General features: G+C 57.8%; 23 protein-coding genes. 6 read left to right on the top strand and 17 right to left on the bottom strand.

Features of this window, described 5'->3' with window-relative positions; translation table 11 throughout:
- Nucleotides 1-404 precede the first annotated feature (404 nt).
- A complete protein-coding gene (gene purL / locus KB892_RS05045; protein ID WP_004185139.1) occupies nt 405-4,292 on the bottom strand; it encodes a phosphoribosylformylglycinamidine synthase in 3,888 nt (1,295 codons plus the stop codon).
- Nucleotides 4,293-4,467: 175 nt separating this feature from the next.
- Here purL and mltF point away from each other — a divergent pair, with 175 nt between their 5' ends.
- Complete coding sequence (mltF, locus tag KB892_RS05040; RefSeq protein ID WP_002914046.1) at nt 4,468-6,084, top strand: membrane-bound lytic murein transglycosylase MltF; 1,617 nt, start codon at nt 4,468-4,470, stop codon at nt 6,082-6,084.
- On the opposite strand, the gene tadA is transcribed toward mltF, so the two are convergent.
- The gene (tadA, locus tag KB892_RS05035) at nt 6,081-6,590 is read right to left on the bottom strand and encodes a tRNA adenosine(34) deaminase TadA (protein WP_004151991.1); all 510 of its coding nucleotides are present in this window, start codon (nt 6,588-6,590) and stop codon (nt 6,081-6,083) included. The two genes, mltF and tadA, sit on opposite strands and share 4 nt — an antisense overlap.
- A gap of 62 nt (nt 6,591-6,652) precedes the next feature.
- Entirely contained in the window at nt 6,653-7,264 is a 612-nt protein-coding gene (gene yfhb / locus KB892_RS05030; protein ID WP_004144348.1) for a phosphatidylglycerophosphatase C, read from the bottom strand.
- Nucleotides 7,265-7,501: 237 nt separating this feature from the next.
- On the opposite strand from yfhb, the gene KB892_RS05025 reads away from it, so the two are divergent.
- Together KB892_RS05025 and KB892_RS05020 are read left to right on the top strand one after the other, a co-directional pair.
- Complete coding sequence (locus KB892_RS05025; protein WP_002914052.1) at nt 7,502-8,350, top strand: MurR/RpiR family transcriptional regulator; 849 nt, start codon at nt 7,502-7,504, stop codon at nt 8,348-8,350.
- Nucleotides 8,351-8,406: 56 nt separating this feature from the next.
- Entirely contained in the window at nt 8,407-8,667 is a 261-nt protein-coding gene (locus KB892_RS05020) for a YfhL family 4Fe-4S dicluster ferredoxin (RefSeq protein ID WP_002914053.1), read from the top strand.
- 12 nt (nt 8,668-8,679) lie between these two features.
- Here KB892_RS05020 and acpS read toward each other — a convergent pair whose 3' ends face one another.
- The 12 genes from acpS to rseD form a co-directional block, all read right to left on the bottom strand.
- Nucleotides 8,680-9,060: a holo-ACP synthase gene (gene acpS / locus KB892_RS05015; protein ID WP_004144351.1), complete on the bottom strand. Its 381-nt coding sequence runs from the start codon at nt 9,058-9,060 to the stop codon at nt 8,680-8,682.
- Nucleotides 9,060-9,791 (bottom strand): pyridoxine 5'-phosphate synthase, encoded by a 732-nt coding sequence (gene pdxJ, locus KB892_RS05010; protein WP_002914059.1) that lies wholly within the window; start codon nt 9,789-9,791, stop codon nt 9,060-9,062. The genes acpS and pdxJ overlap by 1 nt, the downstream gene beginning before the upstream one ends.
- 11 nt (nt 9,792-9,802) lie before the next feature.
- Entirely contained in the window at nt 9,803-10,540 is a 738-nt protein-coding gene (gene recO / locus KB892_RS05005) for a DNA repair protein RecO (protein WP_002914062.1), read from the bottom strand.
- Nucleotides 10,541-10,551: 11 nt separating this feature from the next.
- Nucleotides 10,552-11,457: a GTPase Era gene (gene era / locus KB892_RS05000; protein ID WP_002914063.1), complete on the bottom strand. Its 906-nt coding sequence runs from the start codon at nt 11,455-11,457 to the stop codon at nt 10,552-10,554.
- A complete protein-coding gene (gene rnc, locus KB892_RS04995; protein WP_002914065.1) occupies nt 11,454-12,134 on the bottom strand; it encodes a ribonuclease III in 681 nt (226 codons plus the stop codon). The genes era and rnc overlap by 4 nt, the downstream gene beginning before the upstream one ends.
- 249 nt (nt 12,135-12,383) lie before the next feature.
- Nucleotides 12,384-13,358 carry a signal peptidase I gene (gene lepB / locus KB892_RS04990; RefSeq protein WP_002914067.1) on the bottom strand — a complete coding sequence of 325 codons (975 nt, stop codon included), beginning with the start codon at nt 13,356-13,358 and terminating at the stop codon, nt 12,384-12,386.
- A 15-nt stretch (nt 13,359-13,373) separates the two neighbouring features.
- Complete coding sequence (gene lepA / locus KB892_RS04985; RefSeq protein ID WP_002914069.1) at nt 13,374-15,173, bottom strand: translation elongation factor 4; 1,800 nt, start codon at nt 15,171-15,173, stop codon at nt 13,374-13,376.
- Nucleotides 15,174-15,358: 185 nt separating this feature from the next.
- Nucleotides 15,359-15,838, bottom strand: a complete 480-nt coding sequence (rseC, locus tag KB892_RS04980; protein ID WP_004144354.1) for a SoxR-reducing system protein RseC — start codon at nt 15,836-15,838, stop codon at nt 15,359-15,361.
- Entirely contained in the window at nt 15,835-16,791 is a 957-nt protein-coding gene (gene rseB / locus KB892_RS04975; RefSeq protein ID WP_002914070.1) for a sigma-E factor regulatory protein RseB, read from the bottom strand. The genes rseC and rseB overlap by 4 nt, the downstream gene beginning before the upstream one ends.
- Nucleotides 16,791-17,441 (bottom strand): anti-sigma-E factor RseA, encoded by a 651-nt coding sequence (gene rseA / locus KB892_RS04970; protein WP_002914072.1) that lies wholly within the window; start codon nt 17,439-17,441, stop codon nt 16,791-16,793. Before rseA ends, rseB begins: the two co-directional genes overlap by 1 nt.
- A gap of 32 nt (nt 17,442-17,473) precedes the next feature.
- Nucleotides 17,474-18,049, bottom strand: a complete 576-nt coding sequence (gene rpoE / locus KB892_RS04965; protein WP_002914074.1) for an RNA polymerase sigma factor RpoE — start codon at nt 18,047-18,049, stop codon at nt 17,474-17,476.
- Nucleotides 18,046-18,141 carry a rpoE leader peptide RseD gene (gene rseD, locus KB892_RS31620; protein ID WP_121980491.1) on the bottom strand — a complete coding sequence of 32 codons (96 nt, stop codon included), beginning with the start codon at nt 18,139-18,141 and terminating at the stop codon, nt 18,046-18,048. The genes rpoE and rseD overlap by 4 nt, the downstream gene beginning before the upstream one ends.
- Before the next feature lie 328 nt (nt 18,142-18,469).
- Between rseD and nadB the strand changes: the two genes are divergently transcribed.
- Nucleotides 18,470-20,089, top strand: coding sequence for an L-aspartate oxidase (gene nadB / locus KB892_RS04955; RefSeq protein WP_002914076.1), 1,620 nt, complete (start codon nt 18,470-18,472; stop codon nt 20,087-20,089).
- Here nadB and trmN read toward each other — a convergent pair.
- Complete coding sequence (gene trmN, locus KB892_RS04950) at nt 20,074-20,811, bottom strand: tRNA(1)(Val) (adenine(37)-N(6))-methyltransferase TrmN (protein WP_002914079.1); 738 nt, start codon at nt 20,809-20,811, stop codon at nt 20,074-20,076. The genes nadB and trmN overlap by 16 nt on opposite strands.
- Nucleotides 20,812-20,942: 131 nt before the next feature.
- Here trmN and srmB point away from each other — a divergent pair, with 131 nt between their 5' ends.
- Entirely contained in the window at nt 20,943-22,274 is a 1,332-nt protein-coding gene (gene srmB, locus KB892_RS04945) for an ATP-dependent RNA helicase SrmB (protein WP_002914082.1), read from the top strand.
- A 45-nt stretch (nt 22,275-22,319) separates the two neighbouring features.
- Here the strand turns inward: srmB and grcA are convergent, their stop codons facing one another.
- The gene (gene grcA / locus KB892_RS04940; RefSeq protein WP_002914084.1) at nt 22,320-22,703 is read right to left on the bottom strand and encodes an autonomous glycyl radical cofactor GrcA; all 384 of its coding nucleotides are present in this window, start codon (nt 22,701-22,703) and stop codon (nt 22,320-22,322) included.
- Between the two features lie 313 nt (nt 22,704-23,016).
- On the opposite strand from grcA, the gene ung reads away from it, so the two are divergent.
- Nucleotides 23,017-23,706 (top strand): uracil-DNA glycosylase, encoded by a 690-nt coding sequence (ung, locus tag KB892_RS04935; protein ID WP_002914088.1) that lies wholly within the window; start codon nt 23,017-23,019, stop codon nt 23,704-23,706.
- Nucleotides 23,707-23,743 lie beyond the last annotated feature (37 nt).

The raw sequence follows: 23,743 nt of genomic DNA, 5'->3' as shown, positions 1-23,743 counted from the left end.
GAGTTGGACGGCAGGCACCTGTTTGTGCGTCATTCGAAGTTTATGTAGCGCGTCCCGAAGGGGCTGACATAAGAAGGTGAATGAGCCACTGGTTAATATTATGCATGAACTATGCCAGCTCTCAAAACATTTTATTAACATACTGATATATATGACATTAACCGCAAGAACAGTCGAACTACCTCTGTTTATTTTTCACCCGCGTTGTCGCTATTTAGCGACACCAAATAGGCTACCGATTACTCATCATTTAAATCAATAACTTAAGTGTCGCCTATTGACGACACTGCAATATCGCAGTTGTCGGCAATTCCCGACACCCTGGCGTGCCGACCATCACAGATAAAAAAAAGCCCCCTGTCAGGCAGGGGGCTGATACGTTCGCGTGAAGCGCGGCGGGAAGATTAACCCAGCTGTTTACGCGCGTTACGGAAGATACGCATCCACGGGCTATCCTCGCCCCAGTTCTCCGGGTGCCAGGAGTTGCTTACGGTGCGGAAGACGCGTTCCGGGTGCGGCATCATGATGGTCGCGCGCCCGCTTTCGCTGGTCACCGCGGTGATACCGTTCGGGGAACCGTTCGGGTTCGCCGGATAGGTTTCGGTCACTTTGCCGAAGTTATCCACGAAGCGCAGCGCCACCAGACCTTTGCTCTCAAGCTGAGCCAGATGCGCGCTGTCGCGCACTTCCACCTGACCTTCGCCGTGGGAGACCGCAATCGGCATCCGTGAGCCAACCATGCCTTCCAGCAGCAGGGATGGGCTTTGCGTCACTTCCACCAGGCTAAAGCGCGCTTCAAAGCGGTCAGACTGGTTGCGCACAAAGCGCGGCCACAGGTCGCTGCCCGGGATCAGCTCGCGCAGGTTGGACATCATCTGACAGCCGTTGCACACGCCGAGCGCCAGCGTCTGCGGACGATGGAAGAAGGTCGCGAACTCATCGCGCACGCGCTCGTTGAACAGAATCGACTTCGCCCAGCCCTCGCCCGCGCCCAACACGTCGCCGTAGGAGAAGCCGCCGCAGGCTACCAGGGCATGGAAATCGCCCAGACCGGTCCGGCCGGCCAGCAGGTCGCTCATATGCACGTCGATGGCGTCAAAGCCGGCACGATGGAAGGCGGCCGCCATTTCAACGTGGGAGTTCACCCCCTGCTCGCGCAGGACGGCCACTTTCGGCCGCGCGCCGGTGGCAATGTACGGGGCGGCGACGTCGTCGTTAATATCAAACGAGAGCTTCACATTGAGGCCCGGGTCGGCATCATTGGCTTTCGCCTCATGCTCCTGATCGGCGCAGGCCGGGTTGTCGCGCAGACGCTGCATCTGCCAGGTGGTTTCCGCCCACCACATGCGCAGCGTGGTGCGGCTTTCGCTGAACACCGTCTGACCGCCGGCGGTCAGCACGAAGCGATCGCCCTCAACCGCTTTACCGAGGTAATGCACGCAGTCCGCCAGGCCGTTAACCGCCAGAATGGCTTCCACCGCCTCACGGTCTGCGGCGCGGACCTGAATCACCGCCCCCAGCTCTTCGTTGAACAGCGCGGCCAGATGGTCGTCGCCCAGCGCGGCGATATCCGCTTCCACGCCGCAGTGGCCGGTAAAGGCCATTTCCGCCAGCGTGACCAGCAGACCGCCGTCGGAGCGGTCGTGGTAGGCCAGCAGTTTACGCTGCGCCACCAGGGCCTGCATCGCATTCCAGAAGCCTTTCAGTTGCGCGACATCGCGCACGTCAGCCGGCTTGTCGCCGAGCTGGCGATAGACCTGCGCCAGCGCCGTCGCGCCCAGCGCGTTGTGCCCTTTACCGAGGTCGATCAGCAGCAGGGCGTTATCTTCCGTCGAAAGCTGCGGCGTGACGGTATGACGGACATCTTCGACACGGGCGAAGGCAGAGATGACCAGCGACAGCGGGGAGGTCATCTCGCGCTGCTCGCTGCCTTCCTGCCAGCGGGTTTTCATCGACATCGAGTCTTTACCGACCGGAATGGTCAGGCCCAGCGCCGGGCACAGCTCTTCGCCCACCGCTTTCACCGCCTCATACAGGCCAGCGTCTTCACCCGGGTGGCCGGCGGCGGCCATCCAGTTAGCCGACAGCTTCACGCGGTTCAGCTCGCCAATCTGCGTGGCGGCGATGTTGGTCAGCGCTTCACCGACCGCCAGACGGCCAGAGGCCGCGAAGTCCAGCAGGGCGACCGGGGCGCGCTCGCCCATCGCCATCGCTTCGCCATAGTAGCTGTCGAGGCTGGCGGTGGTCACCGCGCAGTTGGCCACCGGGATCTGCCACGGGCCAACCATCTGGTCGCGGGCGACCATACCGGTCACGGTGCGGTCGCCGATGGTGACGAGGAAGGTTTTCTCGGCCACCGTCGGCAGATGCAGAACGCGGTTAACCGCATCGGCAAGGGTAATCGGTTGGCGATCCAGCGCGCTACCCTGAGCTTTCAGAGTCTGCACGTCGCGGGTCATTTTCGGCGTTTTGCCGAGCAGGACGTCCAGCGGCAGGTCGATCGGCTGATCGTTAAAGTGGCTGTCGCTCAGGCTCAGATGCTGCTCAGCGGTGGCTTCGCCGATAACGGCATAAGGCGCGCGCTCGCGGCGGCACAGTTCGTCGAACAGCGGCAGCTGCTCCGGGGCGACCGCCAGAACATAACGCTCCTGCGATTCGTTACACCAGATCTCCAGCGGACTCATCCCTGGCTCATCGCTGAGAATATCGCGCAGCTGGAATTTACCGCCGCGGCCGCCGTCGCTCACCAGCTCCGGCATGGCGTTGGAGAGACCGCCGGCGCCAACGTCGTGGATAAAGAGGATCGGGTTGGCGTCGCCCAACTGCCAGCAGCGGTCGATCACTTCCTGACAGCGGCGCTCCATTTCCGGGTTGTCACGCTGTACGGAGGCGAAATCGAGATCGGCATCGGACTGGCCGGAGGCCATAGAAGACGCCGCGCCGCCGCCGAGGCCGATGTTCATCGCCGGGCCGCCCAGCACGATCAGCTTCGCGCCGACGGTAATCTCGCCCTTCTGCACGTGCTCACCGCGGATGTTGCCGATACCGCCGGCCAGCATGATCGGTTTGTGGTAGCCACGCAGCTCTTCGCCATTGTGGCTGGTGACTTTCTCTTCATAGGTGCGGAAGTAGCCGTTCAGCGCCGGACGACCAAATTCGTTGTTAAACGCCGCGCCGCCCAGCGGGCCTTCGGTCATGATGTCCAGGGCGGTGACAATGCGATCCGGTTTACCGAAATCTTCTTCCCACGGCTGTTCGAAGCCCGGGATACGCAGGTTGGAAACCGAGAAGCCCACCAGGCCCGCTTTCGGCTTCGCGCCGCGGCCGGTGGCGCCTTCATCGCGGATTTCGCCGCCGGAGCCGGTTGCCGCGCCCGGCCATGGAGAGATGGCCGTCGGGTGGTTATGGGTTTCCACCTTCATCAGAATGTGCGCCGGCTCCTGATGGAAGTCGTAGCGCCCGGTCTGATGGTCGGCGAAATAGCGCCCGACTTCAGACCCTTCCATCACCGCGGCATTATCTTTATAGGCCGACAGCACGTAGTCCGGCGTTTTTTCAAAGGTGTTTTTGATCATTTTGAACAGCGACTTCGGCTGCTGTTCGCCGTCGATGATCCAGTCGGCGTTGAAAATCTTGTGGCGACAGTGCTCTGAGTTCGCCTGGGCGAACATATACAGCTCGATATCGTTCGGGTTGCGTCCCAGGCGGGTAAACGCGTCCTGCAGGTAGTCAATTTCGTCGTCGGCCAGCGCCAGACCCAGACGGAGGTTGGCGTCAATCAGCGCCTGACGCCCTTCGCCCAGCAGGTCGACGCTGGTGACCGGCGTCGGCTGATGGTGAGCGAACAGCTTCTCGCCCGCTTCCAGCTCGTCGAAGACGCTCTCCATCATGCGGTCGTGCAGCTCCGCCGCCACCGCGGCCCACTGCGCTTCGGTCAGGGTTGAGGCTTCAACGTAATACGCCACGCCGCGCTCAAGACGCACAACCTGCGCCAGACCGCAGTTGTGAGCGATATCGGTAGCTTTAGAAGACCAGGGAGAGATGGTGCCAGGGCGAGGGGTCACGAGCAGTAATTTACCGGTCGGGGTATGGCTGCTCAAGCTCGGGCCATACTGAAGCAGTCGCGCCAGGCGCTCGCGATCGTCAGCGCTCAGCGGGGCATTCAGATCGGCAAAATGAATATATTCGGCATATATGGCGCTTACCGGAAGGTTGGCCGCCTGAAATCGTGCCAGCAGTTTATTAATACGGAATGCCGACAGTGCAGGTGAACCACGCAAAATTTCCATCATAAGTCTCTCGTCTTCGAAGCTTTCAGGGTGAGCCAGGGGGGGAAACGGGCGTCATTATAGTGAATCCTGCGCCCCGACGAAACCGTTTGCGTAGAAATAAAATCATTGATGCTGTTTATCAATAAATGTGACGACCATCGCGAATAAGTTGCCAACTGGCGCATTATTAAGCAGAATGCCGCACATTCGACGACAACCTTGCGTTTTTTCCGGACATCGCCTGCTGAGGAACCTGAAGCTGCAGAAGATTAACTCTCTGAAAAAATTAAAGATTAATTATCTGCTGATCGGCATTGTCACCCTTTTGCTGGCGGCGGCCCTGTGGCCGTCGATCCCCTGGTCTGGTAAACCCGAGAACCGGGTGGCGGGCATTATCGCTCGCGGCGAGCTGCGCATCAGCACCATCAACTCGCCAATGACCTTCGCCACCATGAACAATAAAGCGTTCGGTCTGGATTATGAACTGGCGAAGCAGTTTGCCGACTACCTTGGCGTCACGCTTAAGATAACCGTCCGGCAAAACATCAGCCAGCTGTTTGACGACCTCGACGACGGTCAGGCCGATATGCTGGCCGCCGGACTGGTCTATAACCAGGAGCGAGTGAAAAACTATCAGGCCGGCCCCACCTACTATTCTGTTTCACAACAGCTGGTCTACCGCGTCGGCAATACCCGGCCGCGCACCCTCGCGGCGCTGACCGCCGAGCAGCTCACTATCGCTCCGGGCCACGTGGCGATCAACGACCTGCAGACCTTAAAAGCCGAGAAATACCCGGATCTTGCCTGGCGCGTGGACGAAAAACGCGGTACCACGGCGCTGATGCAGGCGGTGATTGACGGTAAACTTGATTACACCATCGCCGACTCGGTGGCCGTCAGCCTGTTTCAGCGCGTCCATCCGGAGCTGGCGGTGGCCCTCGATATCACTGACGAACAGCCGGTCACCTGGTTTAGTGCCCGGGACGACGATAATTCGCTGTCGGCGGCAATGCTTGATTTCTTCAATAACATTAATGAAGACGGGACGCTGGCGCGCCTGGAGGAGAAATACCTCGGCCACGGCAACGATTTCGATTATGTCGATACCCGCACCTTCCTGCGCGCGGTGGAAAATATTCTTCCGGAGGTGCAGCCGCTGTTTGAAAAATACGCCCGCGAGATTGACTGGCGCCTGCTGGCCGCCATCGCCTGGCAGGAATCCCACTGGGATCCGCAGGCCACCTCCCCTACCGGCGTGCGCGGTATGATGATGCTCACACGCAATACGGCGCAAAGCCTGGGTCTAACCGACCGCACCGATGCGGCGCAGAGTATCGACGGCGGCATGCGCTACCTGCAGGATATGATGGATAAAGTGCCGGATTCGATCCCGAAAGATGAACGCATCTGGTTTGCGCTGGCCGCTTATAATATGGGTTATGCCCATATGCTGGACGCCATGGCGCTCACCCGCAAACAGAAAGGCAATCCTAACAGCTGGGCGGACGTTAAGCTGCGTTTACCGTTGCTGAGCCAGAAACCCTATTACAGCAAACTAAAATACGGCTATGCCCGCGGCCATGAGGCCTACGCCTATGTGGAAAACATCCGCAAATATCAGATAAGCCTTGTCGGCTATTTGTCAGAGAAGGAGCGCCAGCAGCAGCAAACGCTGGCCCTGGCGGAGGATTACCCGGCCGTGCTCCCCAATGAGCTCGAAGAGCCGCAGGAGACCACCCTGCCCTTTTTCAAGTTTCGCGCCGATAAGCAGATGGATAATGCCCGGATGAAACTCCCCGGCCACCTGTATTAACTTTCCCCAGTCTGCGCCCGGGCTTTCTTCAGCGCTTTTTTCTCTTCCCGCCGCCAGCGGAAGAAGTCGCTCAGCATGGCAGAGCAGGACTCTGCCAGCACGCCTTCGCTAATCTCAACCCGATGGTTCATTCCCGGGTGGTGCAGAACATCCATCAGCGAGCCGGCGGCGCCGGTCTTGGCATCCCTGGCGCCAAACACCAGGCGGGCGATACGGCTGTGCACCATCGCGCCCGCGCACATGACGCAGGGCTCGAGGGTCACGTACAGCGTGGCGTCGATCAGGCGGTAGTTTTGCAGCACCAGTCCGCCCTGGCGTAAGGCCATAATCTCCGCATGGGCGGTGGGGTCGTGACGGCCTATCGGCCGGTTCCAGCCCTCGCCAATGACCTGATTGTTATGCACCAGCACCGCGCCCACCGGCACCTCGCCCTCTTCCCAGGCGCGTTTCGCCAGCGTCAGGGCATGACGCATCCAGTATTCATCATTGAGTTCGAGGTCAGACACAGCGGCCACTCCAGCAGAAAAAGCGGGGCGCATTATACATGGGCGCTATCAATTACACACTATTACTCCAGCTGCTGAAGCTCTCCCTGAGGGGTTACCCGCCAGCGATGCTGGCAAAAGCCGAGCAATGGATTATCCTGCTCACTATCGCTATAGCCGCTATACAGCCGCAGCGGGGCGCCAATCTTTTTCTCCAGCTGTACCACCTTTTCATGCCCCAGGCAGCGCAGGGTCAATACCCAGCCGCCCCAGCGGCGCGCGGTGCGGCTGGCTATCAGATTCACCCGCGGCAACCAGAGGGTATCGCGATAGACCTGCTCCACCAGCGACTGCGGCGAGCCGGTGATCAACCAGACGTCGGCATCGGTGCTGGTCAGGTAGGCGGTAAGCCGCGCATGAACTACCGGAAACGCCGTCACATGATGGCGAAACCAGCCGACAAACTCCGCTTCCAGCCGCTTCAGCACCGCCTCGCGGCGGCCAAAGGTTGTCGCCCACAGCAGGAGGCTCATCGGCCAGCGCGCCGCCCGTCCGCTCACTGCCAGCCCGGCAAGGATCACCGGCCCCATCGGCACCACCAGCAACAGGTTCAGCGGCAAATGGCGCAGCAGATAGCGCAGAAAACTGCCGAACATATCCTGTTGGTGTAAGGTTCCGTCCAGATCGAAAAACACCACTCTCCGTTCAGTGTGCTGCAAACTGCCTCCTTTATCTCAGAACTCGCTTCTCGTTAGGGTAAGCTTAACAGCCTGACGCCATGTCGAGGGAAAACATCCCCTGCCGTTAAGAAAGAATTAAAGTAGCAGGCGAAGGAAAAATTGTGGCTTAAGAATTTTTAATTCATGGTATACCCCTTATAATCGAATAAAAATTCTGTCAGTCACGAGCCGGACGGCTCCAGCGGAGCTCCAATGAACTGTTTAACGCGTATTCGTCAGCGCTATCCCACCCTGGCGGCGAGCGACAAAAAGTTGGCCGATTATATTCTGAGCCAGCCCGATGAGACCCGGCACCTCAGCTCGCAGCAGCTGGCGGCGGAAGCCGGTGTGAGTCAGTCCAGCGTGGTTAAATTTTCCCAGAAGCTGGGATTCAAAGGCTTTCCGGCGCTGAAGCTGGCCCTTAGTGAAGCGCTGGCGAGTAGCCCGGATCCGCACTCCGTCCCGGTGCATAACCACATTCGCGGTGACGATCCGCTGCGTCTGGTCGGCGAGAAACTCATTAAAGACAATGTCGCCGCCATGCATGCCTCGCTGGACGTCAACACTGAAGAGACGCTACGGGAAGCCGTCACGCTGCTGCGCAACGCCCGGCGAGTGATCGTCACCGGGATTGGCGCCTCCGGCCTGGTGGCGCGTAACTTTAGCTGGAAGCTGATGAAGATCGGCATCAACGCTGTTTCTGAGCAGGATATGCATGCCCTGCTGGCGACGGTGCAGGCCATGTCCAGCGACGATCTTCTGCTGGCGATCTCTTACTCCGGCGAGCGCCGGGAGATCAATATGGCGGCCGGTGAAGCGCTGCGCGTCGGCTGTAAGATCCTGGCGATCACCGGGTTTAGCCCGAACGCCCTGCAACAGCAGGCGACCCACTGCCTGTATACTATCGCCGAAGAGCAGGCGACGCGCAGCGCCGCCATCTCCTCCACCAGCGCGCAAATGATGCTCACCGATCTGCTGTTTATGGGGCTGGTGCAGCAGGATCTGGAGCGGGCGCCGGAGCGCATTCGCCATAGCGAAGCGCTGGTGAAAAAGCTGGTCTGAGCAGAAAATGGGCGTATAATGCCCGCCCTGTTTGTGTTGTTTCTGAGACTTTCCTGATGGCGCTGTTAATTACCAAAAAATGCATCAACTGCGATATGTGCGAGCCGGAGTGCCCGAATGAGGCCATTTCGATGGGTGACAGCATTTATGAGATTAACAGCGACCGCTGCACCGAGTGCGTGGGTCATTACGACACGCCAACCTGCCAGAAAGTGTGCCCGATCCCGAATACGATCCTGAAAGATCCGGCACACCTCGAGAGTGAAGAACAGCTGTGGGATAAATTCGTGCTGATGCACCACGCGGATAAAATTTAACCGCCCTCCTGGCTAGCTTTCGACAATCACCGTGGCGCAGGCGTAGTGGCGTTCATCAGCGAGAGTAACGTGAATAGCGCTTACTCCCATGCGTTCAGCTAAAAGGTTTGCTTCACCCCATAGCCGCAGCTTCGGCTTGCCCAGCTCGTCGTTGTAAACCTCGAACTGGTTAAACGCCAGCCCGTTACGGATCCCGGTTCCCAGCGCTTTCGCCGCCGCTTCCTTGACCGCAAAGCGTTTCGCCAGGAAACGCACCGGCTGCTGGTGCTGCTCCCAGATGCTCCATTCATGGTCGCTCAGCACCCGGCGGGCAAGGCGATCGCCGCTGCGGGCGATCACCGCTTCGATGCGGGCGATCTCGACGATGTCGGTACCCAACCCGAGAATGGCCATTAGCCGCGCGCTTCCAGCATCAGACGCTTCATTTCCGCCACCGCCTCTTTCAGGCCGCTCATCACCGCACGGCCAATAATCGCGTGACCGATATTCAGCTCATGCATTTCCGGCAGCGCAGCAATCGCTTTCACGTTGTGGTAGGTCAGACCGTGGCCGGCATTCACCTTCAGCCCGAGGCTGGCGGCGTAGGTGGCCGCTTTGGCAATACGTTCCAGCTCCCTGGCCTGCTCGGCGTCGGTTTTGGCATCGGCATAGCAGCCGGTGTGGATTTCGATATAGGGCGCGCCAACGTCCGCCGCCGCTTTGATCTGCGCTTCATCCGCATCGATAAACAGGGAGACCAGGATGCCGGCATCCGCCAGGCGTTGACAGGCATCGCGCATCTTGTCGCGCTGCCCGGCCACGTCCAGTCCGCCTTCGGTAGTGACTTCCTGACGTTTCTCCGGCACCAGGCAGCAGAAGTGTGGTTTGGTTTCGCAGGCGATCGTCAGCATCTCTTCGGTGACCGCCATTTCAAGATTCATCCGGGTGTGCAGCGTCTCGCGCAGGATACGCACATCGCGATCGGTAATATGGCGACGGTCTTCGCGCAGATGCACGGTGATGCCGTCAGCGCCGGCCTGTTCGGCAATGAAAGCCGCCTGAACCGGATCCGGGTAAGCGGTGCCGCGGGCGTTACGCAAGGTCGCGATATGGTCAATATTGACCCCTAACAATAATTCAGCCATGACAATCCTCGTTAATCATTATTCGTATTATCGGCTCGCGCCTTTCGCGCGGGCATAAACTGGCGAAACAACTCCCGGCTCTTGAGCGGTTTGCCGCCGAGATAGGGCTTCAGGGCGATACGGGTAAAGCGCTTCGCGGCGCGCAGCGTATCAACATCAGGAAACTCGCGACTCGCCAATGCTTTCAAATGGTGCCCGGTAAACGTGTTGTTATCAATCACCAGGCTGGCAATAAAGCCTTTTTCTTCACGATAGCGGTAGGTCATGGTGTCGTCTACCGGCTCGCCGCTCCCGGCGCAGTGGAGAAAATCCACGCCATACCCCAGGTGCCCGAGCAGCGCCAGCTCAAAACGCCGCAGCGCGGGCTCCGGCGAGCCGCTGGCCCCGGCGAGCGCCTGAATGCAGTGCAGGTAGTCGAAAAAGAGTTCGGAGAAGCGTGTTTCGTGCTCCAGCACGCGGGAGATAAGCTCGTTAACGTAGAGACCGCTGTAGAGGGTGATGCCGCTGAGCGGCAGCGCCAGCGAAACGGCTTCCGCGCTGCGCAGGGTTTTGACTTCGCCGCGCCCGCCGAAGCGAACCAACAAGGGGGTAAAGGGCTGTAAAGCGCCTTTGAGATTAGAGCGTTTGGAGCGTGCGCCCTTGGCAACGAGGCGCACGCGACCGGATTCTTCCGTGAAGACGTCCAGCATCAGGCTGGTTTCGCTCCACGGACGGCTATGCAGGACAAAGGCGCGCTGCCATCCATCCACGTTGCGTTAACTCAGAGGTCGTCAACGTAACCGAGACTGCGCAGGGCGCGCTCGTCATCGGCCCAGCCGGATTTCACTTTCACCCACAGCTCGAGGTGCACCGGCGCTTCAAACATCTCCTGCATGTCCTTACGCGCTTCGATACCGATGGTTTTAATTTTGGCGCCTTTGTTGCCAATCACCATCTTTTTCTGCCCTTCGCGCTCGACGAGGATCAGGCCGTTGATATCGTAACCGCCGCGCTCGTTGCTGACGAAACGTTCGATTTCCACGGTGACGGAGTACGGCAGCTCAGCGCCGAGGAAACGCATCAGTTTTTCACGGATGATTTCGGAGGCCATAAAGCGTTGTGAGCGATCGGTAATATAATCTTCCGGGAAGTGATGGATCGCTTCCGGCAGATGCTTACGCACGATCGCCGCGATGGTATCAACGTTGGTGCCGGTTTCCGCTGAGATCGGTACGATATCGAGGAAATTCATCTGGCTGGCGAGGAACTGCAGGTGCGGTAACAGATCCGCTTTTTCCTGCACGTTATCCACCTTGTTGACCGCGAGGATCACCGGCGCTTTCGCGTCGCGCAGCTTGTTGAGCACCATCTCGTCGTCCTGCGTCCAGCGGGTGCCTTCCACCACGAAGATGACCAGTTCCACGTCGCCAATCGAACTGCTGGCCGCTTTGTTCATTAAGCGGTTAATGGCACGCTTCTCTTCCATATGCAGGCCCGGAGTATCAACGTAAATCGCCTGATACGGCCCTTCGGTATGGATACCGACGATGCGGTGACGGGTGGTCTGCGCTTTACGGGAGGTGATCGAGATCTTCTGCCCAAGCAGCTTGTTCAACAGCGTGGATTTGCCAACGTTTGGACGACCCACGATGGCGACAAATCCGCAATAACTTTTTTCTTCGCTCATTCCAGCTCCAGCTTTTTCAGCGCCTGTTCGGCGGCAGCCTGCTCCGCCTTACGACGGCTGGAACCTGTGCCAACCACCGGTTCACTCAGGCCACTGACCTGGCAGTGGATAGTAAATTCCTGATCGTGCGCTTCGCCGCGAACCTGGACCACCAGGTAAGACGGCAGCGGCAGATGACGTCCCTGCAGATATTCCTGCAGACGCGTCTTCGGATCCTTTTGCTTATCGCCCGGACTGATTTCGTCCAGACGGGTCTGGTACCAGGAGAGGATTAAGCGTTCAACGTTCTGAATATCGCTGTCGAGGAAAACCCCGCCAATTAACGCTTCAACGGTATCCGCGAGAATCGATTCGCGACGGAAACCGCCGCTTTTCAGCTCTCCCGGCCCGAGGCGCAGACACTCGCCCAGCTCAAACTCGCGGGCGATCTCCGCCAGCGTGTTGCCGCGCACCAGCGTCGCGCGCATACGGCTCATATCGCCTTCATCGACACGAGGAAAGCGATGATACAGCGCATTCGCGATCACGAAACTTAAAATGGAGTCACCTAAAAATTCCAGGCGCTCATTATGTTTGCTGCTGGCACTGCGGTGAGTTAATGCCTGTTGCAACAGCTCCTGATGATGAAAAGTGTAGCCCAGCTTTCGTTGAAGCCGATTAATTACGATGGGGTTCATGCGTTACCAATAAATGAATGCGTCAAAGATGCAGCACACGAAACCGACCTGAGCATTCGCTTCAAACAGTAATTTGAAACAGACCAATACGCTTTCGTGTGCAGTGTCACCCGGCAGAGCGACAACCAAAAACTTCGGGGGGATATTCTATACGCAACGACACGGGATGTCGTTAGTTTGAATGGATTTAAATACTAAATAATTCACGCCGCTGCGATAACAGCAGCGACGTGAATTCAGCAGAGGAAATTAATGAATTCCACCAATGCGCGATAACCGCACGCCGGTCGGCCATTCACCTTCCTGCTTTTCAAAACTCATCCAGATAGCGGTTGCTTTTCCGACCAGGTTGGCTTCCGGCACAAAGCCCCAGTACCGGCTGTCGGCGCTGTTATCCCGGTTGTCGCCCATCATGAAGTACTGACCGGGCGGCACAATCCAGGTGGCCAGCGGCAGACCGGACTGATGGTAGTACATCCCAACCTGATCCTGGGCAATCGGCACCATTAGAATTCGGTGCGTCACGTCGCCCAATGTCTCCTGACGCTCGGTAAGACGAATGCCGTCGGCTTTGGTTTCGCCCTTCGGCAACTGCCAGAAACCGCTGCTCGCTTCGCCGCCGTTGCTGCGGGAGAAGGTCTGAACAAAATCGCTCGGCTCCACGTTGGAATAGGTCACCGGCAGCGCGTTGCCGCAGGCCTGTCCGGAACTGCAGCCCGGCTGAATAGTGACCTGTTTGGCAACCGGATCGTAGGTGACCTTATCACCCGGTAACCCCACCGCGCGCTTAATGTAGTCCAGACGCGGGTCTTCCGGATATTTAAACACCACGATGTCGCCGCGCTTCGGATGGCCGGTCTCGATCAGCGTTTTCTGATAGATAGGATCTTTAATGCCGTAGGCAAATTTCTCCACCAGAATAAAATCGCCGATGAGCAGCGTTGGCATCATCGAACCTGAAGGGATCTGGAAAGGCTCATAAATAAATGAACGTACCACCAGAACGATCGCCAGCACCGGGAAAACCGATGCGCCGGTTTCCAGCCAGCCCGGTTTCGGGCCGACTTTCTTCAGCGTCTTCTTGTCCAGTTGCTCGCCGGTCGCTGCCTGAGCAGCGGCCTGACGTTCACGACGTTTCGGTGCAAAAATGAACTTGTCCAGGCACCATAAAACGCCCGTCACCAGGGTTGCAATCACCAGGATCAGGGCAAACATGTTCGCCATGCCAACTCCTTAGGGTTATTTGCCGTCTTTACCAACGTGCAGAATGGCGAGGAACGCTTCCTGCGGCAGCTCAACGTTACCGACCTGCTTCATACGCTTCTTACCTTCTTTCTGCTTCTGCAGCAGCTTTTTCTTACGGCTGACGTCGCCGCCGTAGCATTTCGCCAGGACGTTTTTACGCAGCTGTTTCACCGTAGAGCGCGCGATAATGTGGTTACCGATGGCCGCCTGAATCGCGATATCGAACTGCTGACGCGGAATCAGATCTTTCATCTTTTCCACCAGCTCGCGGCCGCGATACGGCGCGTTATCGTTGTGGGTGATCAGCGCCAGCGCATCGACGCGCTCACCGTTGATCAGCACATCGACGCGTACCATGTTCGACGCCTGGAAGCGTTTGAAGTTGTAGTCCAGCGACGCATAGCCGCGGGAGGTGGACTTCAGGCGGTCGAAGAAGTCGAGAACCACTTCCGCCATCGGAATTTCATAGGTCAGCGCCACCTGTTTACCGTGGTAAACCATGTTGGTCTGCACCCCACGCTTCTCGACACACAAGGTAATCACGTTGCCGAGGAACTCCTGCGGCAGCAGCATGTGACACTCGGCGATCGGCTCGCGCAGCTCCTGAATATTATTCAGCGGCGGCAGCTTGGACGGGCTGTCGACGTAGATAACTTCTTTGGAGGTGGTCTCTACTTCGTAGACTACCGTTGGCGCGGTGGTGATCAGGTCGAGATCGTATTCACGCTCCAGACGCTCCTGAATGATCTCCATGTGCAGCAGGCCGAGGAAGCCGCAGCGGAAGCCGAAGCCCAGCGCGGTAGAGCTTTCCGGCTCGTAGAACAGAGAGGCATCGTTAAGGCTCAGTTTGCCCAGCGCGTCGCGGAAAGCTTCATAATCATCGGAGCTCACCGGGAACAGGCCGGCATACACCTGCGGTTTCACCTTCTTAAAGCCAGGCAGCGCTTTGTCTGCCGGGTTGCGGGCGGCGGTCAGGGTATCGCCCACCGGCGCGCCGAGGATGTCTTTGATCGCGCAGACCAGCCAGCCTACCTCGCCGCATTTCAGCTCGGTACGGTCAACCTGTTTCGGGGTGAAGATGCCCAGACGATCAGCGTTATAGACCTGGCCGGTGCTCATGACCTTGATCTTGTCGCCCTTGCGCATGGTGCCGTTTTTAATCCGCACCAGCGACACCACGCCGAGGTAGTTATCGAACCAGGAGTCGATAATCAGCGCCTGCAGCGGCGCGTCCGGATCGCCTTCCGGCGGTGGGATATCGCGCACCAGACGCTCCAGCACGTCGGTCACGCCGACGCCGGTTTTCGCTGAGCAGCGCACCGCGTCGTGGGCGTCGATCCCGACGATATCTTCAATCTCGTCCGCTACGCGCTCAGGGTCGGCCGCAGGCAGGTCGATCTTGTTGAGTACCGGAACCACTTCGAGATCCATCTCCATGGCGGTGTAGCAGTTGGCCAGGGTCTGGGCTTCTACCCCCTGCCCGGCGTCTACCACCAGCAGCGCGCCTTCGCACGCGGCAAGAGAACGGGAAACTTCATAAGAGAAGTCCACGTGGCCCGGGGTGTCGATAAAGTTCAGCTGGTAGGTCTCACCGTCGCTGGCCTTATAGTCCAGGGTGACGCTCTGCGCCTTGATGGTGATCCCGCGTTCGCGCTCAAGATCCATGGAGTCCAGAACCTGGGCTTCCATTTCACGATCAGAAAGGCCACCGCAAATCTGGATGATACGGTCAGACAGCGTCGACTTACCGTGGTCGATGTGAGCGATGATCGAAAAGTTACGTATATTCTTCATATTTAGAGTTAATTATGCCTTACGAGTATCATGAGGCCGCTGTACTGTGCCTGACGTTTTTTAATCCGAAAACGCCGCATTCTACACTACATCCGCGAAACCAGGAAATGCTGTTAGATCCAGCATACCCGCAGAAATTGTGGCGTTGTAACAGGAAAGGTAAATAAAGATAAGGGCCAGTGAAATCACTGGCCCATGTCGGAGGAAGGCGTATCAACACGCAGCAGATCCGGCGGCAGTGCGACGTTCAAAATCACCGGCTGCCAGGACTGACGTGCCGCCAGTCGCGGCGACAGACCGCGCGCCACCAGGAAGCCGCCGACGCCGCCCAGCAGCGCGCCGCAAAGTGACGCAATATCGCTGGCAAACAGCACCTGAAAAATAGACGCCATTACAAACAGCCCCGCCAGCGGCGCCATATACACCAGCATCGCTGAGCCCAGCAGGCTGCTTTCAGCGATCCCCAGCTCCACTTTTTGCCCCGCGGCCAACGGCTGCTCGCAGGGCACGCTAATGGTATGGCTGGTCTGCGGCCCCAGCTTGTTTAGCACCCGGCTACCACAGCCGGCACGGGAGGCGCAGCTGCTGCAGGAGGCTTTAACGTCGCAGTGCACCTGCGCCACGCCGTTATGCCAGGAAACCACGGTAGCCCACTCTTTAATCATTGTACTGCCTTGAATTTAATACTGTCAGAGATACGCTTCGCCGTCTGCGGCGGCAGCTCGCCCACTACGGTTATCTCCGCGTTATCGCGCACCGTCGTGCTGACGGTGCGTCGGCCGGTGCGCAACAGCTGGTCGCTGCTGGCCGCCGTGGCGCGGTTGATATTGATCGAGAAGCTAAACAAGCCGTCGGAATAGAGACGTGATTCTACCGGACCGTCAAAGGTGGGAAGACGGCGCTGGCTGCTGGAAACCTCAGTCACGCCCTGCGGGAGCCACGTCGGCGCCCAGTTGAAGTTAGCTTTGTCGCCTCCTTCAGGCACCGACAGCTGCGGCGGCAAATTCGCTTTTGCCAGCGTCTCCATGCTGGCGCTGACGTTATCGCCAACGTTGAAGGAGACGACCCGGAACTGCTCCAGCGTTTCCCCGTCGCGGTCGAGCAAATCGACGCGCAGCGGCAGCTTGGTTTCAGCATCCAGCCAGGCGATAAAGCTGTAGCGCGTGCCGTCGCGAGCCACGACGCGGATCACGTCGCAGAGGCGGTCAGCGATACGGGTACGGCCCACGGAGATAAAATCATACGCCGCGGAGAGGCGTTTGAAATCGCTATATACCAGCGATGGCAGCGAATCGACGATATAGTCCCCGTTCAGGGTGAACGGATCGAGACCGGGTTCAAAATAGCTGATTTCCGTGCCGCGCAGGACCACTTCCCGGCGCGGACCGTCCAGCTGCAGCAACTGCGCCAGCGGTTGGTTGTTCAGTCGCGCGTGACGATAGCGCAGCGACTCAACGCCTTGTTTGCTGATGCTAACAAAAGACAGCTCATAATTGAGAGACTGGCTGGCCAGGTTCATCTGCTGCAACAACGCCCCGGACGATGTATCAGCCGAGGCGTTGACAGAGAACAACAGGCTGCCTGCCATGAGCGACATGGCACACCAAAGTTGCTTCATTACTGCGATTGCGTTCCTAAAGTTTGATAGCCCGGTACCTGGACTGCGGCCTGCTGAGTCTGGGCCTGGCCAAACTGAAGCTGCTCAGCGTGCAGGCGGCGCTGCAGTTCGTAGTCCTGCAGCATGGCGTTAATTCGGCGGCGCTGTTCCTGGACCTGCGCCTGCTGGCCGCTTCCCGCTGACGCGTCAGCCGGCACGCCAAGACTTACCGGGCTTGCTTTACCCATCATGGGCAGCGTATTGAACACCGGCGCTTCTGGCTGCTGAGCGGAATCAGACTGACCATTATAGTGCTGGACGCCGACGATAACCGCAAGCGATACACAGGCGGCAACGCCCATTTGAGTCAGGGAGCTGGCCCACGGACGTACCTTGTTCCAGAACGGCATCTGCCGCCACTGATGCGGTGCGGGCTGAGATTCAGGAATAAGCGGAGCCGTCTGACGAACGGGCTCATTTTCAATGGCGGCCATCACCCGGGCGGAGATATCAAATTGCAGCACCTCAGCGGTATCGCCACGCAGCGTATCGCGGATAAGGTGATAACTCTCCCAGGTTTTTTGCATCTCAGAAGAACGACTCAGCTCGTTGAGCAGTTCGTTATCCAGCGTTTCACCATCCATTAAAGCCGAAAGTTTTTCTTTCTGCATGCCTGATACCCTTTTCCAGTATTCCGCTATCGTCAACGCCTGATAAGCGGTTGAACTTTATTATCAATAGCTTCTCGCGCCCGGAAGATACGCGAACGCACCGTCCCAACCGGACAATCCATGATAGCGGCTATCTCTTCATAGCTCAGGCCATCCAGCTCCCGTAACGTAATTGCCATGCGTAAATCTTCCGGGAGCGATTCAATGGTACGAAAAACTATTTGTCTCAGTTCTTCTGACAACATTAAGTTCTCAGGGTTCGAAATTTCTTTCAACGCCCCGCCGCTTTCGAAGTTTTCCGCCTCGTTGGCGTCAACATCGCTGGACGGCGGACGGCGCCCCTGAGCAACCAGATAATTCTTCGCCGTGTTGACGGCGATACGGTATAACCAGGTGTAAAAAGCGCTATCTCCCCGGAAAGAGTCCAGCGCACGCCATGCCTTAACGAACGATTCCTGAACAACGTCAGCGATATCGCCCGGCGGTACATAGCGGGAAACCAGGCTCGCGACCTTATGCTGATAGCGCACTACCAGCAAATTAAACGCTTTCTGATCTCCTTTCTGGACCCGTTCAACAAGGACCTGATCCGTTAACTGCTCGCTCATCCGAGGTAATGTCTCCCCAAACCCAATTCCCATGCGTCTTCAAAACACCACCCAAAATCTGCATTATGAGCAAGCTGACTGTTGGAGTGCATGAAAACAATAAAGTTCCGTTACGCTTTTTGTTTTTTGTCTGGCAACGGCGGCAGATCGTTATCAATCATTATATGCCCAGGTTGCTAAACGATAGGTAAGTCAATAAGAAAAAGCGCAGGCCCGTCTGAAGGGTATCGTAACACGCCGTTTATTTCACTATAAAATCCAATGTCATCAACCTTCCCCGCGTCTCATTTTCAGCGCGCAAGACGCCGTTTCCGTTCGCCTTTTGTTTAGCCGTCACAACAGCAGACAAAAAAATTGTACGATTCCTCACGGACCGGTGCTATTGTGAGCCAAATGTGTTTAGTAAATTAAACAAAGACAATGAATACCACTCCTGACTTCTCTTGTGATGTGTTGATTATCGGCAGCGGCGCTGCCGGTCTTTCCCTTGCCCTGCGCCTGGCTGAGCACAGTTCGGTGACCGTGCTGAGTAAAGGGCCGATCAGCGAAGGTTCGACGTTCTACGCCCAGGGTGGGATTGCCGCCGTTTTCGACGAGACGGACAGTATTGAATCCCATGTCGAAGATACCCTGATTGCCGGCGCAGGGTTATGCGATCGCCATGCGGTCACCTTCGTCGCCAGCAATGCCAGATCATGCGTCCAGTGGCTTATCGATCAGGGCGTATTGTTTGACACTCAGGTCCAGGCCAATGGCGAAGAGAGCTATCATCTCACGCGCGAAGGGGGCCACAGCCATCGGCGCATTCTCCACGCCGCCGACGCTACCGGCAAAGCGGTGGAGACGACGCTGGTCGATAAAGCCCTCGCCCACCCCAATATCCGCATCCTTGAGCGCAGCAATGCCGTCGACTTGATCGTATCGGATAAGATTGGCTTGCCAGGCACGCGCCGGGTGGTCGGGGCATGGATCTGGAATCGTAATAAAGAGCGGGTGGAAACCTGCAGCGCGAAAGCCGTAGTACTCGCTACCGGCGGGGCCGCGAAGGTTTACCAATATACCACTAACCCCGACGTCTCTTCCGGAGACGGGATTGCGATGGCCTGGCGGGCGGGATGTCGGGTGGCGAATCTGGAGTTTAACCAGTTCCACCCCACCGCGCTATATCACCCCCAGGCGCGTAATTTCCTGCTTACTGAAGCGCTGCGCGGCGAAGGCGCCCACCTTAAACGCCCGGATGGCACCCGCTTTATGCCGGACTTTGACGAGCGCGGCGAGCTGGCCCCGCGCGATATCGTCGCCCGCGCCATCGACCATGAAATGAAGCGCCTGGGCGTAGACTGTATGTTCCTTGATATCAGCCATAAACCCGAGGCGTTTGTTCGCCAGCATTTCCCGATGATTTATGAAAAGCTGCTCGGCCTGGGAATTGATTTAACCAAAGAGCCGGTGCCGGTCGTCCCCGCCGCGCATTACACCTGCGGCGGCGTGATGGTGGATGATAATGGCCGCACCGACGTCGATGGTTTATACGCCATCGGCGAAGTCAGCTACACCGGGCTGCACGGCGCGAATCGTATGGCGTCGAACTCGTTGCTGGAGTGCCTGGTCTATGGCTGGTCCGCCGCGGAGGATATTACCCGGCGCCTGCCGCTCGCCCAGAAGGTCGCCACGCTGCCAGCATGGGATGAAAGTCAGGTGGAGATCCCGGATGAACTGGTGGTTATCCAGCACAACTGGCACGAACTGCGCCTGCTGATGTGGGATTACGTGGGGATTGTGCGCACCACCCGCAGGCTGGAGCGCGCCCTGCGGCGCATTACCATGCTCCAGCAGGAGCTGGATGAGTATTACGCCCGCTTCCGCGTCTCGAATAATTTGCTGGAACTGCGCAATCTGGTGCAGGTGGCGGAGCTTATCGTACGCTGCGCGATGTTGCGTAAGGAGAGCCGCGGTCTGCATTATACCCTCGACTATCCGCAGCCGCTGCCTGACAGCGGCCCGTCGATACTCTCGCCCCTGGCTCACATAAAGAGATAAAAGTCCTCGGTCAGAGCGGTAAAGCCTTCCGAATATTGCTGCTCTGGCCCGCGGATCGCCAGCCTGTCGCTGAAACACTCCCCTGCCGTCGGGGAGAAAGCCAGCAGCACCCGATGCGGCGGTCGCAGCTCGGTCTCCGCCACGTCAGTACGCAGTCGCAGATGCCAGCCCATCGCCCTTGCCCGTTCGATGAACGCATTACCAATATCCACCGGCAACACCACGCAAAAAAAACCTTCTTCGGTAATATGCTCTGCGGCACAGGTCAGCAGGGAGGCGTGATCGAGCGTAGTGGTGTACCGCGCCTGCTCTCGCTGCGAGGTCGCGCATGGCACGCCTTCGGCAAAAAAGGGCGGATTACTGATTATCAGTTCATAGCGTCGAGTTTGCGACGGCTGCCACTGATGAATATCGGCCTGCCAGACCTCAATCCGCGAAGCCCACGGCGACGCGAGGGCGTTTTCCCGCGCCTGAGCGGCGGCCTCTTCGTCCAGTTCTACCGCCTCGACATGCACATCATCTCCGGTACGCTGCGCGAGCATCAGCGCCAGCAAGCCGCTGCCCGCGCCAATATCCAGCACATGCTTCACTCCGGCAATCGGCGCCCAGGCGCCCAGCAAAATGCCGTCGGTACCCACCTTCATGGCGCAGCGATCGTGAGCGACAAAGAACCGTTTGAAGGTAAAACCATTGCGCGGCAGCGCAAACTTCGACTGAGACATCCTCAATAACCTTGCCGACAAAAACTCCTGAACCTAAGGCTATGCACAATACCGGAGAACAGATAGCCTTACAAACAGATGAACATTACGTCAGTAACGTCTATAATCGGCGGCCCACTCAGAGGTAGAACATGACTGTAACGACTTTTTCCGAACTTGAACTCGACGAAAACCTGCTGGAAGCCCTCCAGGATAAAGGTTTCACTCGCCCGACAGCCATTCAGGCCGCCGCTATTCCGCCTGCGCTCGATGGCCGTGACATTCTCGGTTCAGCGCCGACCGGCACCGGTAAAACGGCGGCGTATCTGCTGCCAGCGTTGCAGCACCTGCTCGATTTCCCGCGTAAGAAATCCGGCCCGCCGCGCATTCTTATCCTGACGCCGACCCGTGAGCTGGCGATGCAGGTGGCCGACCACGCCCGCGAGCTGGCGAAGCATACCCATCTGGACATCGCCACCATTACCGGCGGCGTGGCGTACATGAACCACGCGGAAGTGTTCAGCGAAAACCAGGACATCGTAGTCGCCACCACCGGTCGCCTGCTGCAATATATTAAAGAAGAGAATTTCGACTGCCGCGCCGTCGAGACCCTAATCCTCGATGAAGCCGACCGCATGCTGGATATGGGTTTTGCCCAGGATATCGAAACCATCGCCGGTGAAACTCGCTGGCGCAAGCAGACTATGCTGTTCTCCGCGACGCTGGAAGGCGATGCGATCAAAGACTTCGCTGAGCGTCTGCTGGAGGAGCCGGTTGAAGTTTCCGCCAATCCGTCAACCCGCGAGCGTAAGAAAATCCATCAGTGGTACTACCGCGCCGACGATATCGAACATAAAACCAAACTGCTGGTGAATCTGTTGCAACAGCCGGAAGCCACCCGCGCTATCGTGTTTGTGCGTAAGCGCGAGCGCGTGCATGAGCTGGCTAACTGGCTGCGTGAGGCCGGGATTAACACCTGCTGGCTGGAAGGCGAGATGGTGCAGGCCAAGCGAAACGAAGCTATCAAGCGCCTGACCGACGGCCGCGTCAACGTGCTGATCGCCACCGACGTCGCTGCCCGCGGTATCGATATTCCGGACGTCAGCCACGTCTTTAACTTCGATATGCCGCGTACCGCGGATACCTACCTGCACCGTATCGGTCGTACCGGCCGCGCCGGTAAAAAAGGGACCGCCATTTCTCTGGTCGAGGCTCATGACCACCTGCTGCTGGGTAAGATTGGTCGCTATATTGAAGAGCCGTTGAAAGCCAGAGTTATCGATGAACTGCGCCCGACGACCCGTGCGCCGAGCGAGAAGCTGACGGGTAAGCCATCGAAGAAAGTGCTGGCGAAGCGTGCGCAGAAGAAAAAAGATGAAAAAGAGAAACCGCGGGTGAAGAAGCGCCACCGCGATACGAAAAATATCGGTAAGCGCCGGAAGCCAAGCGCGGCCGGGACGCCATCAGCGTCCAGCGATGAGTAAAAAAAACGCCGGGATATCCCGGCGTTTTCACATCTGGCGTTAGCCTTACAGGCTTTCGGTAAAGGTACGGGCGATAACGTCGCGCTGCTGTTCCGGCGTCAGAGAGTTGAAGCGTACCGCGTAGCCGGAAACACGAATGGTCAGCTGCGGATATTTTTCCGGATGCTCAACCGCGTCCAGCAGGGTTTCGCGACGCAGCACGTTAACGTTCAGGTGCTGACCGCCTTCGACGCGCACTTCCGGTTTCACGTCCACCGGGATTTCACGATATTCGATTTCACCCAGTTTGCTTACCGCAACCACATCATCTTCCGCAAAACCACCTTTGGCGCACAGGCAGCGCGCTTCGCCTTTTTCGCTATCCAGCAGCCAGAAAGAGTTGAGCAGGTCGTCGTTTGCCGCTTTAGTAATTTGGATACCAGTAATCATTTGATGCCTCCCAGGCAGTGTTTATTCGATTTTGGCCTCTTCGCGGCCAATTGGTAAAACCATTGTTGTATGAGTGTATATATATCAGCCGCACCCTCGGCATTCCTTGATATAAATCAATAAAAACCACTCACCCAACGTGGGTATAGGAGGTTTTTATTGTTTTACATCAAGTTACGCCATTGTGAGCTATAAATAATTTTGTAAATTTTCAATTTTTTTTTGCATAAAAGCCGGCATCAGGCCGTGCCGATTTTGTTCTATAGAAAGAAGCCGTTAAGCTATAGCGATGACCCTTTTGCAGGAGAGCAAGATGACCACCCCTTTAACCTGGCATGACGTGCTGGCGGATGAAAAGCAACAACCCTATTTTCTCAATACTCTGAAGACCGTCGCCGAAGAGCGCCAGTCGGGGATCACCATCTATCCACCGCAAAAAGACGTCTTCAATGCGTTTCGCTTTACTGAACTGGGCGATGTCAAAGTCGTCATTCTCGGCCAGGACCCCTATCACGGCCCGGGTCAGGCCCATGGTCTGGCGTTCTCAGTTCGTCCGGGCGTCGCGATCCCGCCTTCGTTGCTGAATATGTATAAAGAGCTGGAGGCCACGATCCCCGGCTTTACCCGCCCCACCCACGGTTATCTCGAAAGCTGGGCACGACAGGGCGTGCTGCTGCTGAATACGGTCCTGACCGTCCGCGCCGGACAGGCGCACTCGCACGCCAGTCTGGGCTGGGAGACCTTTACCGATAAGGTTATCGCTTTAATCAATGAGCATTGCGAGGGAGTAGTTTTTCTGCTGTGGGGCTCCCATGCGCAGAAGAAAGGCGCGATTATCGATCGTCAGCGCCACTGCGTGCTGAAGGCGCCGCATCCATCACCGCTCTCTGCGCATCGCGGCTTCTTTGGCTGCAACCATTTCGTACAGACCAACCAGTGGCTGGTTGACCGCGGCGAAACGCCGATCGACTGGATGCCGGTCCTTCCCGCTGAAAGCGAGTGATTGACAGCCATAAAAAAAGCCAGCATCAGCTGGCTTT

It is taken from the genome of Klebsiella sp. P1927, assembly GCF_018204675.1.
Classification (GTDB): domain Bacteria; phylum Pseudomonadota; class Gammaproteobacteria; order Enterobacterales; family Enterobacteriaceae; genus Klebsiella; species Klebsiella pneumoniae.
Note: the sequence above shows the minus strand (reverse complement) of the source record. Positions and strands in the feature narration are given on the sequence as shown.

What these genes read in the sequence shown, in the direction of transcription:
- purL (WP_004185139.1), bottom strand. Translation starts at nt 4,292, where the DNA reads ATGATGGAAATTTTGCGTGGTTCACCTGCACTGTCGGCATTCCGTATT.
- mltF (WP_002914046.1), top strand. Translation starts at nt 4,468, where the DNA reads ATGCCGCACATTCGACGACAACCTTGCGTTTTTTCCGGACATCGCCTG.
- KB892_RS05025 (WP_002914052.1), top strand. Translation starts at nt 7,502, where the DNA reads ATGAACTGTTTAACGCGTATTCGTCAGCGCTATCCCACCCTGGCGGCG.
- KB892_RS05020 (WP_002914053.1), top strand. Translation starts at nt 8,407, where the DNA reads ATGGCGCTGTTAATTACCAAAAAATGCATCAACTGCGATATGTGCGAG.
- acpS (WP_004144351.1), bottom strand. Translation starts at nt 9,060, where the DNA reads ATGGCCATTCTCGGGTTGGGTACCGACATCGTCGAGATCGCCCGCATC.
- pdxJ (WP_002914059.1), bottom strand. Translation starts at nt 9,791, where the DNA reads ATGGCTGAATTATTGTTAGGGGTCAATATTGACCATATCGCGACCTTG.
- era (WP_002914063.1), bottom strand. Translation starts at nt 11,457, where the DNA reads ATGAGCGAAGAAAAAAGTTATTGCGGATTTGTCGCCATCGTGGGTCGT.
- rnc (WP_002914065.1), bottom strand. Translation starts at nt 12,134, where the DNA reads ATGAACCCCATCGTAATTAATCGGCTTCAACGAAAGCTGGGCTACACT.
- lepB (WP_002914067.1), bottom strand. Translation starts at nt 13,358, where the DNA reads ATGGCGAACATGTTTGCCCTGATCCTGGTGATTGCAACCCTGGTGACG.
- lepA (WP_002914069.1), bottom strand. Translation starts at nt 15,173, where the DNA reads ATGAAGAATATACGTAACTTTTCGATCATCGCTCACATCGACCACGGT.
- rseC (WP_004144354.1), bottom strand. Translation starts at nt 15,838, where the DNA reads ATGATTAAAGAGTGGGCTACCGTGGTTTCCTGGCATAACGGCGTGGCG.
- rseB (WP_002914070.1), bottom strand. Translation starts at nt 16,791, where the DNA reads ATGAAGCAACTTTGGTGTGCCATGTCGCTCATGGCAGGCAGCCTGTTG.
- rseA (WP_002914072.1), bottom strand. Translation starts at nt 17,441, where the DNA reads ATGCAGAAAGAAAAACTTTCGGCTTTAATGGATGGTGAAACGCTGGAT.
- rpoE (WP_002914074.1), bottom strand. Translation starts at nt 18,049, where the DNA reads ATGAGCGAGCAGTTAACGGATCAGGTCCTTGTTGAACGGGTCCAGAAA.
- rseD (WP_121980491.1), bottom strand. Translation starts at nt 18,141, where the DNA reads ATGCACTCCAACAGTCAGCTTGCTCATAATGCAGATTTTGGGTGGTGT.
- nadB (WP_002914076.1), top strand. Translation starts at nt 18,470, where the DNA reads ATGAATACCACTCCTGACTTCTCTTGTGATGTGTTGATTATCGGCAGC.
- trmN (WP_002914079.1), bottom strand. Translation starts at nt 20,811, where the DNA reads ATGTCTCAGTCGAAGTTTGCGCTGCCGCGCAATGGTTTTACCTTCAAA.
- srmB (WP_002914082.1), top strand. Translation starts at nt 20,943, where the DNA reads ATGACTGTAACGACTTTTTCCGAACTTGAACTCGACGAAAACCTGCTG.
- grcA (WP_002914084.1), bottom strand. Translation starts at nt 22,703, where the DNA reads ATGATTACTGGTATCCAAATTACTAAAGCGGCAAACGACGACCTGCTC.
- ung (WP_002914088.1), top strand. Translation starts at nt 23,017, where the DNA reads ATGACCACCCCTTTAACCTGGCATGACGTGCTGGCGGATGAAAAGCAA.